Genomic DNA, 13,256 nt, shown 5'->3' on the forward strand with positions numbered 1-13,256 from the left:
GTTAGCAATATGTTCAAAAGACTAATTATCTTGGTTATTCTTTTATCAGTTTTATTGGCAATGGTTTTGCTGAAAAATAATACACCTTCTCCTGTGAACAATACGACAACGGAAAGCAGCGATTCCTCGGGGTTCACTACAATAGAATACGAAATTACCGATATTAAAGGTGAGCAATACTACGGTAAGGGTACCGACGGGACGAAAATCGAATTTTCTGCGGATAAAATCATCGAGGGTGAAAGGGTTCAAGTTCACGATACGGTCATTTGCTATTTTGATAAGCATAATTTCGGAAAAGGGTTAGTAAAAGTCGAAAAGAAATAAACAGCTGTAAACCCTAATGTAACAAAAAATGCACATGAGATTTGGGATGCAAACCGCATGTGCATTTTTTATTGGCACCATCAATAAAGACAACCTATTAGAAAGAGATTTCGTCCGTTTCCTTTGATAGATAGTCGGGCTTTTTTTTACTGTTTTTGCTGATGAAACGCAAGAACCGTCCCCGTGTTTCGTTTTTCACCCTTGGCAATGATGCGCAAGAACCGTCCCCGTGCACCACTTAGTAGATGGTACATGGTTGGGACGATGACGAGTGTGAGCAGGGTGGATGTTAGTAAGCCTGATATGACGACGATGGCGAGTGATTTGGAGATAAGTCCGCCTTCGTTGGATAGGGCTAATGGCAATAGGGCGCCGATTGTCGCGAGTGCCGTCATCAGGATGGGACGTAGGCGTGTTTTTCCGGCCTCAAGCAGCGCGGCTTTTAACTCCATGCCCTTCTGTTCATTTTGCTTCACCCGGTCCATCAACACAATTGCATTGGTGACCACGATTCCGATTAACATTAAAAATCCAACTAAAGCCGGTATTCCTAGTGCCTGGTTCGTCAAATACAATCCCAGCAATCCACCGGAGAATAAAAATGGCAGCGACGAGAGAATCGCAACGGGCATTAACGTGTTGCCAAATGCAACAAGCATCACGATAAACACCAGTACAACAGCGACTGCCATGGCAATCATCATATTCGTAAAGCCTTCATTCATCGCCTGCGCCTGACCTTCTGAATGATAGGTGATCCCTGCCGGTAAATCCAACTCGGCCATCCGTTTATCGACCTCAGCCTGCACACCCGACGCATTATCAGTCGTGATACGGCCCGTCACCTGCACATATTGCTGCTGATTCAACCGGTATAACGCCGACGGACTTGGTGCCTTTTTCAATGTTGCCACTTCGGAAAGGGTGACCTGCTGTCCCATTGGATTCGCCATGCTTTGGCTCATAATCTTATCAATGGAGTCTAACGAATCCCCTGCTAATGACAAGTGAATGCTTGTGGTTTTCCCCTCCACCTGCATGTTAGCGACCGTGTCTCCGGAAATCAACTCTCTCACGTAGCCCGCCACCATAATTGGGTTTAACCCTTTTTCAGCAGCTTTTTTATCATCAATTTCCAGCTGCAGCTGTTCCTTCACTCCAGAAAGGTTGGATTCGACATTTTCCAGCCCATCGATACCTTTCAGTTTTTCTGTGATCATTTTTCCAGCCTTCTCTAAATCCTTGGCATTCCCGCCCTCGACCATTAACGCCAAACCGCTTGTTCCAACAAGGCCAACGGGACTAAGCGCTACTAGCATTTGAGGGTCCAGTTTTTCAACTTCATCCCTGACATTTTTCTCAAAATCAGTTGTTTGATTTTTTGTAGTGTTATCCTTCAGATCAATTGATAAGCGAATGTATTCACCATTTACAACGGTTTGGACATGTTTCACCTGTTTTTCCTGCTTAAGGATTTCTTCCATCTTCACAGCTATTTGGTTTGATTTTTCCAGCGAAATTCCAGCAGGTAAATCGCCTGTCAGACGGTACGATACCGCTTTTTCCTGCGGCAGGAAGTTCTTTGGAATCAGCGGAACCAAGACGAGTGACCCTGCAAACAGGACAACAGCCAGAATAATGGTGACTGCCCGTTTATTTAACACCCATGCAAGCGTATGTCGATAGGCTTTTTCAAAAATGGATTCCTTGACCTCTTTGTGTTTGATTCCAAGTAAAAATAATTTTGCCAACAGCGGCACGACGGTTAATGAAACAATCAGTGAGAACGCGAGTGCCACGATGACCGTAATACCGAACGGGGCAAAGAACCGGCCGATGATTCCAGGTACAAAGGAAAGCGGGCCAAAGACTGCAATCGTTGTCAGCGTTGAAGAAGTGATGGCTCCGCCCACTTCCTTTGCTGCTGTCAGCACCAGCTTTTCATTTCGGTTCGGGCTTGTTAATGTGCGGCGGTACACATTTTCGATGACCACAATCGAGTCGTCAATGACGCGGCCGACTGCCACGGCGATTCCCGCGAGTGTCATCATGTTTAGGCTATAATCAAAATATTTCAGCGTAATCATCGAGGCCAGGATGGACAGCGGGATGGAAAGCACGGCCACCAGCGTTGCCCTGATGTTACGCAGGAAAAGAAAAGTGACAATCACAGCGAACAATGTTCCCAGCAATACCTCACGAAGCATGCCATCGACGGATGTTTTCACTTCTTTTGACGTATCATATAATTTCGTTAAGGTGTAGCCAGCGGGAAGATCCAGTGCATCAAGCTTATCCTTTGCCTGTGAAACGACTTCAACAGTATTAGCGCCAGGCAGTGCCTTCATTTCCACAAGGACCGCTGGCTTTTCGTTGAGACGGGTATACACCATTTCTTGTTTGTTTGTGTAAGAAACGTCAGCAATGTCGGCCAGTTGCAGTTTTTCAATCGTGCCCGTTGGCCCTTGTGCTAAGACTTGAATTGATTTAACATCCTCAACCGAATCAAGCTTAAAATCGGCCTGCACGTTGAATGTTTTTTCATTGATATTGACCTGCCCAGCCGGGAATGAAAAATGGTGGGACTGCAGTGTTTGCTTGACCGTTTCATAGGTCACACTGTGCTGCTTCATTTTTTCCGGATCGAGCTTGATGGCGACTTCCTTTTCGGTTTCACCGGAAATATCGATTGAGCCTGCTCCGTCAATTCCGGTCAATGCCGGCTTGATCCGATCGTTGATATATTGCGTCAGGTCGGATTGATTGGCGGTTTCCGACGACAGCGCAAAGGTGAAGACCGGCATGGCGGAAGGACCATCCTTTAGAATTTCCGGTTTTTCTGCACCGGCAGGCAGCTTGATGGTTGAGGCTGCGGTCGTGACTTCCTTCTCCGCTTCATCCATATCCTTGCTCATCTCAAACTCCAGAACTCCGACAACCACATTACTGTGAGCTTCGATATATAAGTTATCAAGCTTCTTAATTCCCGACAGCGTTTCTTCCAGCGGCTTTCCTATATCCTCTAATCCTTGCTCCGGAGTAGCGCCGACATACGGAACCTGGACAATGATATATGGAATATCAACATTCGGCATCGACTCCATCTTCATCGTCTTGATGGAATAAATCCCCCCAGCAATCACCATCAACATGGCGATAAAAATAACCCCTGCATTCTTTAACGAAAACCTAATCCACGATTTCAAACTCCTCTTCCCCTTTATACTCAGATATATTTGGATGTATTTACCTTTTTTATTATAGGGTTTCCAACCCTCCATTAACCTCGGGCAGCTGCTGTAATTGTAACTAAGACCTCAGACCTAGAGGGAATGAGGCATGGGGACGGTTATTGTGTGTCAAAGTGGTGGACGAAAAAAAACTCCCCCAGCCCAAAGGCTGAAGGAGTTTAAGATGATTTTTTCAATTGCGGGATGTGCTAGGTGGGACGTGGGACGCGAGAACCGTCCTCATGCATCACTTAGCGCAGGACCATTGGGCCGACTAGGGCTTGTGGGTTTTCTCCTAGGGCTAGTTTGCTTATGTTTACGTAGCCTAATTGTTGGTGGCTTTTTAGGAGTTGTTTTAAGTCTAGGAATTTGTTGTCTGTTTTGAGTTTATCGATTTCCTTTTTGTAAACTGATAAGACGTAATCATCTTGGGACATTGGCTGGAATTGATTTGGATCTTCGTCCATGATTAATGAGCCCATATATTGATATCCATAATGGAATTGACGAGTCAGTTTAATGATATTAATAAATTTTTGATAAATCGATGCATTTAATTTTTCAATAGCTGTTTGTACATTTTTCAATTCGTTATAGCTAGAAACAATGACCATGCTATTTCTCCCCCTTGATTCGTATTAAATTAATCCCATGGCTTATCTACTGTCAATTTAGACACGAGTTCTTTGTTTTGCTGCCTTTTCAGCTTGCGGATTTGTTCGCGTTCTTTGCCTGTTTCAAACAGAAACTTCTCTTCCTCAGTCTCCGGAATCACCGCCGGCACTTCGATTGGCCGTTTATTTTCATCTAAAGGAACAAACGTAAAGAACGCCGTAGCCGCAATTCTACGGTTACCCGTTTCAAGGTCTTCGGCAACCACCTTGCAGAAAATCTCCATCGATCTTTTTCCTGTATAGCTGACAAAGGATTCGATGCAGACCGAATCACTGACGCGGATTGGTTCGATGAAATTGACGGAGTCAGTTGATGCCGTCACACATTCCTTGATCCGTGTATGCCTGCGGGCTGAAAGCACCGCACAGGCGTCCATTTTCTTCATTAGAACGCCGCCGAACAATGTATGATAGTTGTTTAAATCGTTAATAAGCACTTGGTCAGTTTGTACAACACGTGTTTCTTTCACTTTCTTTGCTTGCATTTCCATCACCCTATATATAAAAATGCCTTTCGAAGCGGTTGCCTCATTGTTGGCATTAAATTTTTTGACATGAAAATTATAATACGGCCACTGTGGTAATATACAATGCCGATAGAACATGGTGTTCATAACAAAATCGTATGAAGGCGCTTCCTGTCAGGTAGAACCAAAAAAAGCTTCCCCTTTTACAAGAGGAAGCTTTCTAATAATTGCCAGTGGAGGGATTTTCCTTCGACAGTTTTACCCTCGCAAAACGGATAAATTCTTTGGCAACCTTGGATAGGTGTTCATCCTTTTTCCAAATCAGCGCCAGATTCCATTCTATGGTCGGATTGGTGACGGGTATGGTTTTAAAATCATTTTTCAATTCCAAACAAGTGCTCTCCGGCAGTAACGTAATCCCGATATTATACGCAACCAATTCCTGAATAAAATCCAACTGTGAGGTTTCAGAAATAATCGTCGGTTGAAATCCCGCCTGCCTGCAGGCCGTAATGACGAGATTTCGCAGCTCAAAATCCTTGTTGAACATGATAAAGCTTTCTTCTTTAAGCTCGTGCAGTGACACTTCTTTTTTCCCTACCAGACGATGTGACGGAGGAACAACCAGTTTCAGTTTTTCTTTTACAAACATATATTTGTCTAGAAGGTCATTTTCCTCAGAAAGAACGACGACCCCAAAATCGAGTAAATCATTGATAATCTTCTCTTCAATTCGTTTCGACCCGTCCTCTTCCAACTGGAAGGTCACCTCGGGATATTCCCGATGGAACGATGCAATCAGCTGCGAGAAAAAAATCGAATTAGTGATTGTTGGAAGCCCGATGCGGACATGCCGTGTTTTTAACTTAAGCACAGTATCTAGCTCGTCGCTCAATAGTTGCAGCTGCTCCTCGACTTTTAATGCATGTTTAACGAGAACCCGCCCCGCATCCGTCAGCTCCAGCTTTTTCCTCGTCCGAATGAACAGCGGCGTCCCCAGTTCATCCTCCAACGACTTAATAATCCTGCTAAGGGCCGGCTGCGTAATAAACAAATTCTCCGCCGCCGTCGTAAAACTCCCCGTCCGTGTAACCTCAATAAAACACTCCAACTGTTTAAACTCCAAGCACATCAAACACCTTACATAAATTTAAAATATTATATAGTTTACCACAAATTGATGCATGGGGACGGTTCTTGTGCCTCAAAATGGCAGGTTCAAATGAAGCTGCCTAATGAAATCTAACCTATCTTTTACAGGTTTCCCGTTTTTCTATTCCGCCAATCGTTTGGTTGAATCCCTCAAAAACCCCGTTGAGATCACATTTTCCCTTGAATGCAATTGAAAAACTCGTCGAAAATTGCTTGGGAAATAGAGAATGCTTTTTCTTTAGACTTCCATAATGAAACATTTTTCACCAAAATCCTTCATGATTGTGATGTAGGGCTTTTCTTTAAAAACTGTCTAAAATTAATGTTGGAATTTGTATAGCAATTTTTCGAGTTTCCTTTGTGGAAAAAAGCAACCTGCCTGCGATGTAACCAAGCTGCTTTCAAGAGTGAGCCACGAGAACCGTCCCCATGACCTAATATAAAATTGCGGATGAGTACATAATAATAGTTGTGTGAGATCAGAAAAGTCTTCGGAACAGACCCAACCCAGGATTTCTTCTGTATATTCCACAAAAAAGGGATACTGATTTGCTTCAGTACCCCCTTTTTCTCATGCCTTATTTTGCGAATTTAAACAGACTAATTGGAAAGCGAGATGGAATGAATCGTGTCTAGTCAAGGAATGCAACGGGATCAAACGAGAGAACAAATTGAGAAACACGATAAAAGGAATGACATTGAATTAGGTAATGAATATCAAATCGGAAACACAAGTTCACAAAGCCAGAAAAAGAGCGGACGCCAAGCCAATAAAAAATAACATCATTTTTATGTAATAAACAAAGCAGCTTGCCCGTTACGGAGGCAAGCTGCTTTTGTAATTGAGGCATAAGAACCGACCATGTGCATCACCATGTATCATTGGGAAAACACTGAAAATGATGCATGAGAACCGTCCCCATGCATCACGTTCTATTTAATCGAAGGGCGTTTAGGACTACTGAGACGGAGCTGAAGGCCATGACGGCGCCGGCAAGCCATGGGGCTAGGAGGCCGAACATGGCGAATGGGATGCTGATGATGTTGTATAGGAAGGCCCAGAGGAAGTTTTGTTTGATGTTGGTCATGGTGGCTTTGCTGATTTGGATAGCCTCGACCACCTTGCTCAAATCTCCTTTGATGACGGTAATGTCGCCGGATTCGATGGCGAGGTCGGAGCCGGTCCCTATGGCGATGCCGACATCGGCAACAGTTAAGGCCGGGGCATCATTCATTCCATCCCCGACCATAACCACCTTCTTTCCTACCTTCTGCAGTGAGCGGATGATTTCCGCCTTTTCCTGCGGTGTGACGGTTGCTTTCACCTTTGATATTCCGGTCTTTTTCGCAATCGCCTTAGCGGTCTCAAGGTTGTCTCCTGTCAGCATGATGACTTCCAGTCCCATCCCTTTCAAGTCGGCAACCACAGCTTTGGAGGCAGGTTTTACCTCATCGGCAACGGCTATCATTCCGGCAAAGCGGTTCTGAATCGCAACCGCCATTACCGTCTTCCTTTCTTGTTCAAGCCTGGCAATCTCTCTGCCTGCTCTAACTGGGATGAAAAGTTTATTTTTCAAAAAATAACTTGGATTCGCAATCAACACTTCTTTTCCATCCACAAACGCCTTTATCCCATAGCCCGGGAAGGCTACTGCCCCGCTTGCCTTTGGAAAAATGGACCCTCTTTTCTTGGCTTCCCTTACCACGGCTTTTGCAATCGGGTGCCCCGAAGCCATTTCCACAGCGCCGACGATGGCAAAGAACTCCTCCTCGCTAAAATGCTCAACATACACATCCGTTACGTGCGGCTCTCCTTTCGTGAGCGTACCGGTTTTATCCAATATAACAGTGGTGCTCTTCCCTAGTAATTCAAGAAACTTTCCTTCTTTAAAAAGAATCCCCGACTGGGCGGCTCGTCCACTGCCGACCATGACAGAAGTAGGCGTCGCCAGTCCAAGTGCACAGGGGCAGGCGATAATTAACACGGCTATCATCTTCTCAAGCGCCTCGCTTAAAACCCCCGGCTGAAGCATCCAATACCACAGCACAAACGTAATTAACGCAATGATAATAATAATCGGAACGAAAATGCCGGTCACTTTATCGGCGATATGCTGAATTGGCGCCTTGGATCCTTGCGCCTCCTCGACAACCCGAATGATTTGCGACAACGTCGTCTCAGAATCCCGTTTTGTTACCTTTATTTTTAAAGTGCCGTTCTGATTGATGGTCCCGGCATAAACATCTTGGCCGTTGCTTTTTTCAACAGGGATGCTTTCGCCTGTTAACAAAGACTCGTCAACCATCGAGTTCCCTTCAATCACCTGCCCGTCAATCGGGATCTTTTCACCTGATTTCACGATAATCACATGCCCCGGAGACAACTGGTCCACAGGGGATAGAGATTCCTTTCCATTCAAAAACAACGTGGCGGTTTTCGTCTGCAATTGGTAAAGCTTCTTGATTGCCTGTGTGGTCCTCATTTTGGTTCTAGCTTCAAGAAATTTTCCTAATAAAATAAATGTAATGATAAAAGCACTTGTTTCATAATACAACACTGGATGTTCTGTAGCATTTAAATGCGTGAACGTTAAATAATGGCTGTAAAAAAAGGCGGCCGATGTACTTAACACCACTAAAACATCCATATTCGCACTGCCGCTTTTCAGCGCTTTCCATGCCCTTTCGTAAAATTTGAACCCGATGACAAATTGAATAGGAATAGTAAAAGCAAATTGGAAGAGGGGCTGAAGAAAAAGCTCTGGCACTTTGATAAAAGAAACCCATGTAAAGTGGGCAAACATCGCCCACGCTAAAGGGATCGTAAGCAAGGCCGAGACAAAAAAATGCCGCTTAAGAACCGTCATTTCTTTCCGTTTCTCGAGCTCGGACTGTAAATGATTCTGCCGGTCAATTTTTGCATCATAGCCAATTTTAATGATTCTATTAATAATTTCCTGAATGCTTGTCCGATTCTTGCTAAATATAACGCGCCCCTTTTCCGTTGTCAGATTGACTTGCACTTCCTCAACCCCGTCTATTTTGGAGACAACTTTTTCGATTCTGGCGGCGCAAGCGGCGCAATACATCCCACTTATCTCTATATGGGCTGTTTCCTTCATCCTCTATATTCACCACTTTCGGTTTCCTCAAATTAATATATTCTATTAAAAATAGGGACACTTTAGAATAAAGTAATGAAAAAGCCAAACTTTACTTTGAAGTTCGGCTTTTTTCATATTTCACCTAGGGTTTTGGACTCCTTCTTTGCTATCCGTGAGGTTACCATTAAACTCATTTTGTGAATTCCCAGCATCAGAAATCCTGCCATCGCTTGGTCATACTTTGTATTAAATAGAGGGGGGAGTATATGTAGGGAAGCGTCCTGAGAGGGCAGGCAAAGATGGGCTGTCAGCCTGGTAAGAAAAGGGTTGGTAATTCCATCTGTGACGGCGCTAAAAACAAATAATAAACATGCCGGCATTAAAAGCAAGCCACTAAGAACAGCAAATCGTTTCTTTTCCCCCTTACTGAGGCTTTGATTTGGGTCAGGCGACACAATCGGCCACCACATACCGAAGGACAACAGCAATAGGAACGATATATATCCATTGTGAATGAAGGGATTTTTTGAAAAAGTGTTTAAAACAACCGGCAAATGGTACATCAAAAATAATGCCGCAAAAACATATAACGCCAGCCTTGGGGAGAAAAACACTTTGCTCAATTTTGGGTATGGGCTATTTTTCAAAATCATTTGAAACAAGGGACCTGGAATCCCTCTTAACAGAATGGGCGGGGCAACAAAATATAAAATGCTCATTTGAATCATGTGCAAACTAAAGGAAAGATGACTGATGAGAGTTAACGGACTGCCGAGGACGAAATATAACAAACCCATACCAAGGAAAAAGAAGAGCGGTGGTCTATGATACAATTTGATGTCCGTAAACCGATGCAACAACAACGAATAAACAACAGAAATACCCGCTAGAATCACCAACAACGGAACATTCCACATTGATTGACCTTCAAGCAACAGCACCTCAATCAACAGAGTAATCCCTCCTCCTCCATGTATATATATATGATTCAATTGGCTTTGAATACTAAAAAAAGAGCACGACCAAAAAGTGCACGCTATTGGCGTGCACTTTTTTGATACAAAGGGACGGTTCTTTTGCCTCAAAATGGGCTAAAATGAGGCACAAGAACCGTCCCCATGATTACTTAATAGCGATTAAGGTCATTTGTTGGCCTCTTTTCGCTTCGAGGGTTAGGGTTGCTTGTTGTCCTTGGCGGTTAAATAATTCATTGATCATGTTACCTGATGCTTTTGCACTATAGGTGCGGCCATCAGGGGTGTTGAAACGAAAGTCTCCGTTTGGGTGTACCCCTCCGATTTGAGCGCTGACGCTTATTTGATTAGGTGCGGTGGCAGTTGTGTCAGGGATGTTGATGGTTTGGCCAATTTTCAACTTGACCGGGTCCACTGTTGGATTTAGTGCTTGAACGGATGCAACTGAGACCCCAAGTGCCTTACTGATTTTTGTAAAAGTATCCCCGCTCTTAATCACATACACAGATGAACTTGTCGTTGTGTTGTTGTTTTTACTAGGCTCATTATTTACATTTGCTGGTGCGTTATTAGATAAATAGGTGGCACTCACAAACGCGGTTTTGCCATTGTATTGAATTTGTGCCCAGCCATAAGAGGTTGAGATTACGGACACGCCTTCGTTAAATTTTAACGAACCGATTACAGCACTGCTCATTGATGCCCCTTCTCTAACTCTTAACGATGTGGCTGTCACATACATCGTTTTTGCTTGAGACGCAACGACTTGTTTTTGTGAAAGGTACGCAGCACTCACATAACAAACGCGTCCGTTAATCAGGATTGCCGCCCATCCGTTTTCGATGAATGCAACCTTGACCGTTTCCCCTCTTTTATAGGTTCCAAGAATGCTGCTTTCCGTGTTCGGCCGGGAACGGACATTCAGTGTTGTGGCGGTAACAGTCCTGTCTTCCACGATTGGCAATAGAATTTTCTTGCCTTCAATAGAAGAAATCCCATTGGCATCTAAAATTTCCTGAGCGGTGACGCCATGTTTTGCCGCTATCGTTTCAATGTTTTCTCCAGTTTTCACCTGATAGGTGTATTCTTGAATAAATGCCGCATTCGCCGCACTTGTATACAAGCCAAGAACAACGGTAAAAATGCCCGTCACGACGAGCCTTTTTACAACATTTCTTTGAATCCACTCGCTCACCTGTGACACATATGTATTCCAATTTGCCCTAATATCTTTTAAGAACCCTTTGACATCTAATACATTTCGAAGATCGAACTGTATGCTTTTATAATATTCTCGTTTTTCCATCCTTGAAGTGAAGGCAGGCACGTTTTGTGTTTTCTTGCTGTTTCCATGCGTTACTTTCCTGCTAAGTGCTATTTCCCCATTAAGAACAAATTCTTTTGTCAAAATCATCATATCTCCATTTCTCTCTCTAGATAGTAAAATCAACCGTTTTTGCCGGGGAATTTTCTCTATACCTTTTTTACTAAATGCACAACATTCAACGAACTCCCCCTCTATAGTAATCGTCATAAAGCATCATTTTCTGTCGCAAAACTGTCATAATTAGTCGTAAATAGATGATATTGGACTGATTGCCATGTTTTCTTAACAGATGGAGGCATGGGGACGGTTCTTGTGCATCAAAACGGGCTGAAAATGAGGCACGAGAACCGTCCCCATGTTTCATTTCGACAAATCTAGACAATTTCTTTAAAATCCTTTAATCTTGATTTAAGGGCAAAATCACTGAAAGGTGATGACGCAAAGCTATAGGGGCCTCTGTGATGGAGCAAGGCCAGCCAGCTGCCATCAATTCTAAAGGGGGAATTTTGATGTCAAAGAGTTACTGGCTTACGCCGGAGGAAGTACTGCGAAGGAAAAAGATGAAGAAAAACCTTGTATATACCTCTATTGTTTTCGCCACTATCATCCTTAGTGCATTACTAACGATAGTTTCGAATCAACTGTAGATACTCGATATCCGAAGCTACGGGCAGCATGTTATTGCTGCCCTTTTTTATTTGGAAAAATAGGTGGGGGACGGTTCCTTGTGCATTAATGAGGCACAAGAACCGTCCCCATGCCTCACTTCTGCCTTGTTTTAACCCAGTGAAGAATCGAAGTAATAACCGCTTCAAGTTCCTTGCCTCCTGGGGTTAATTCATATTCGACCTTCTTTTGCGAAGGGACAAGGACTTTTTTGCTGACCAATCCTTCTTTTTCAAGATCTCGCAGTCGTTCGGTTAAAAGCCTGTCAGAAATGCCAGGGATGTTCTCCACTAGTTCATGAAAGCGTTTAGGCCCTTTAAGTAATTGATAGATGATAATCCCCATCCACCGCTTTCCAATAAATTCAATTGTCCCATGGAAATCCTTACAGATTTTACTTATCTCATTTTCAGTACAGGTACAGTTTGATTTTTCCATTTTCTTACCTCATTTGCTTGTCACCAATATTTTCACATTATATCACAATAGTTTTCGCTTGACTCATTCACTTACTAATAGTAAGCTAAAACACGAACTTAAAAACTTACTTTTGGTAAGTTATTTTTCAAAAGGAGGCAACAAGAATGTCCACTTCAACTATGAATGCACAAAGTTTCAGCGATGTAATCAGAGAACGTCACTCTGTTCGAAAATATGATCCTACTTTTAAAATTGCCCGCGAGGAAATTGAGGAAATCTTAAATGAGGCTATCCTGGCTCCTTCTTCAAGCAATCTCCAGCCTTGGCGCTTTATCGTGATTGATGACCAAGAAAAAAAGAAAGAACTCCGTCAGATTGCAAACAATCAAGAGCAGGTCGAAACCTCTTCAGCCGTGATTGCGGTTTTGGGGGATAAAGAAATGTATCAAAACATCGAGAAAGTGTACAGAAGCAACTTCGAGGCCGGCTATATGGACGAAGCTAGCATGCACCGCCTAATCGCAGGTTCAAACAGCTTGTATCCTAACTTACCCGAAGAAGTCCGCAAAAATATCGCTGCCTTTGATACAGGCTTGGTATCGATGCAGCTGATGCTGGCCGCAAAAGCAAAAGGCTATGACACAGTCCCAATGGGCGGCTTCGACAAACAAAAATTCATGGACAAGTTCCAAGTATCCAACCGCTACATGCCAATGCTCTTGATCTCCCTAGGAAAAGCAGCAGCACCGGCATACAAAACCACGCGTATTCCTTTGGAGGATGTTGTTGAGTTTGTTTAATGAGTGATGCGTGGGGACGGTTCTTTTGCATCATTCTGATTGATGCAAAAGAACCGTCCCCATGTTCCACCAAGAATTCCCTGAAAATATATTTACAAATAATTCCTTCCGTGTT

The 13,256-nt window shown here is 43.5% G+C and carries 13 protein-coding genes and 1 riboswitch; of the genes, 4 read left to right on the top strand and 9 right to left on the bottom strand.

What is annotated here, in order from left to right; all coding sequences use genetic code 11:
• The first annotated feature begins 9 nt into the window (after positions 1-9).
• Positions 10-327, top strand: coding sequence for a hypothetical protein (locus QNN06_RS28655; protein ID WP_213117447.1), 318 nt, complete (start codon positions 10-12; stop codon positions 325-327).
• Positions 328-473: 146 nt separating this feature from the next.
• Here the strand turns inward: QNN06_RS28655 and QNN06_RS28660 are convergent, their stop codons facing one another.
• The 4 genes from QNN06_RS28660 to QNN06_RS28675 all read right to left on the bottom strand — a co-directional run bounded on the left by QNN06_RS28660 (position 474) and on the right by QNN06_RS28675 (position 5,824).
• Positions 474-3,533 carry an efflux RND transporter permease subunit gene (locus QNN06_RS28660; protein ID WP_284036513.1) on the bottom strand — a complete coding sequence of 1,020 codons (3,060 nt, stop codon included), beginning with the start codon at positions 3,531-3,533 and terminating at the stop codon, positions 474-476.
• A gap of 275 nt (positions 3,534-3,808) precedes the next feature.
• Positions 3,809-4,171, bottom strand: a complete 363-nt coding sequence (locus QNN06_RS28665) for a hypothetical protein (RefSeq protein WP_213117445.1) — start codon at positions 4,169-4,171, stop codon at positions 3,809-3,811.
• Positions 4,172-4,200: 29 nt separating this feature from the next.
• Positions 4,201-4,716, bottom strand: coding sequence for an acyl-CoA thioesterase (locus QNN06_RS28670; RefSeq protein WP_213117444.1), 516 nt, complete (start codon positions 4,714-4,716; stop codon positions 4,201-4,203).
• Positions 4,717-4,918: 202 nt separating this feature from the next.
• Positions 4,919-5,824: a LysR family transcriptional regulator gene (locus QNN06_RS28675; protein ID WP_213117443.1), complete on the bottom strand. Its 906-nt coding sequence runs from the start codon at positions 5,822-5,824 to the stop codon at positions 4,919-4,921.
• A 654-nt stretch (positions 5,825-6,478) separates the two neighbouring features.
• Between QNN06_RS28675 and QNN06_RS28680 the strand changes: the two genes are divergently transcribed.
• A complete protein-coding gene (locus QNN06_RS28680) occupies positions 6,479-6,631 on the top strand; it encodes a hypothetical protein (RefSeq protein ID WP_213117442.1) in 153 nt (50 codons plus the stop codon).
• Positions 6,632-6,776: 145 nt separating this feature from the next.
• Here the strand turns inward: QNN06_RS28680 and QNN06_RS28685 are convergent, their stop codons facing one another.
• The 4 genes from QNN06_RS28685 to QNN06_RS28700 form a co-directional block, all read right to left on the bottom strand.
• Positions 6,777-8,972 (bottom strand): heavy metal translocating P-type ATPase, encoded by a 2,196-nt coding sequence (locus tag QNN06_RS28685; protein WP_213117441.1) that lies wholly within the window; start codon positions 8,970-8,972, stop codon positions 6,777-6,779.
• Between the two features lie 113 nt (positions 8,973-9,085).
• Positions 9,086-9,895: a cytochrome c oxidase assembly protein gene (locus QNN06_RS28690; RefSeq protein ID WP_284037996.1), complete on the bottom strand. Its 810-nt coding sequence runs from the start codon at positions 9,893-9,895 to the stop codon at positions 9,086-9,088.
• Between the two features lie 181 nt (positions 9,896-10,076).
• Complete coding sequence (locus QNN06_RS28695; protein WP_213117440.1) at positions 10,077-11,345, bottom strand: SH3 domain-containing protein; 1,269 nt, start codon at positions 11,343-11,345, stop codon at positions 10,077-10,079.
• A gap of 85 nt (positions 11,346-11,430) precedes the next feature.
• Positions 11,431-11,637, bottom strand: a complete 207-nt coding sequence (locus QNN06_RS28700) for a hypothetical protein (RefSeq protein WP_213117439.1) — start codon at positions 11,635-11,637, stop codon at positions 11,431-11,433.
• 21 nt (positions 11,638-11,658) lie between these two features.
• A riboswitch (cyclic di-GMP riboswitch) is annotated at positions 11,659-11,743 on the top strand.
• Positions 11,744-11,764: 21 nt separating this feature from the next.
• Between QNN06_RS28700 and QNN06_RS28705 the strand changes: the two genes are divergently transcribed.
• On the top strand, positions 11,765-11,902 hold the full coding sequence (locus tag QNN06_RS28705; RefSeq protein WP_213117438.1) for a hypothetical protein: 138 nt from the start codon (positions 11,765-11,767) through the stop codon (positions 11,900-11,902).
• Between the two features lie 115 nt (positions 11,903-12,017).
• Here the strand turns inward: QNN06_RS28705 and QNN06_RS28710 are convergent, their stop codons facing one another.
• Positions 12,018-12,359 (bottom strand): winged helix-turn-helix transcriptional regulator, encoded by a 342-nt coding sequence (locus QNN06_RS28710; protein ID WP_213117437.1) that lies wholly within the window; start codon positions 12,357-12,359, stop codon positions 12,018-12,020.
• Positions 12,360-12,505: 146 nt separating this feature from the next.
• On the opposite strand from QNN06_RS28710, the gene QNN06_RS28715 reads away from it, so the two are divergent.
• Entirely contained in the window at positions 12,506-13,141 is a 636-nt protein-coding gene (locus QNN06_RS28715; RefSeq protein WP_284036514.1) for a nitroreductase family protein, read from the top strand.
• Positions 13,142-13,256 lie beyond the last annotated feature (115 nt).

The sequence above is a fragment of the Neobacillus sp. 114 genome, assembly GCF_030127045.1.
Lineage (GTDB): Bacteria > Bacillota > Bacilli > Bacillales > Cytobacillaceae > Neobacillus > Neobacillus rhizophilus.

What these genes read in the sequence shown, in the direction of transcription:
- QNN06_RS28655 (WP_213117447.1), top strand. Translation starts at nt 10, where the DNA reads ATGTTCAAAAGACTAATTATCTTGGTTATTCTTTTATCAGTTTTATTG.
- QNN06_RS28665 (WP_213117445.1), bottom strand. Translation starts at nt 4,171, where the DNA reads ATGGTCATTGTTTCTAGCTATAACGAATTGAAAAATGTACAAACAGCT.
- QNN06_RS28670 (WP_213117444.1), bottom strand. Translation starts at nt 4,716, where the DNA reads ATGCAAGCAAAGAAAGTGAAAGAAACACGTGTTGTACAAACTGACCAA.
- QNN06_RS28685 (WP_213117441.1), bottom strand. Translation starts at nt 8,972, where the DNA reads ATGAAGGAAACAGCCCATATAGAGATAAGTGGGATGTATTGCGCCGCT.
- QNN06_RS28695 (WP_213117440.1), bottom strand. Translation starts at nt 11,345, where the DNA reads ATGATGATTTTGACAAAAGAATTTGTTCTTAATGGGGAAATAGCACTT.
- QNN06_RS28705 (WP_213117438.1), top strand. Translation starts at nt 11,765, where the DNA reads ATGTCAAAGAGTTACTGGCTTACGCCGGAGGAAGTACTGCGAAGGAAA.
- QNN06_RS28710 (WP_213117437.1), bottom strand. Translation starts at nt 12,359, where the DNA reads ATGGAAAAATCAAACTGTACCTGTACTGAAAATGAGATAAGTAAAATC.
- QNN06_RS28715 (WP_284036514.1), top strand. Translation starts at nt 12,506, where the DNA reads ATGTCCACTTCAACTATGAATGCACAAAGTTTCAGCGATGTAATCAGA.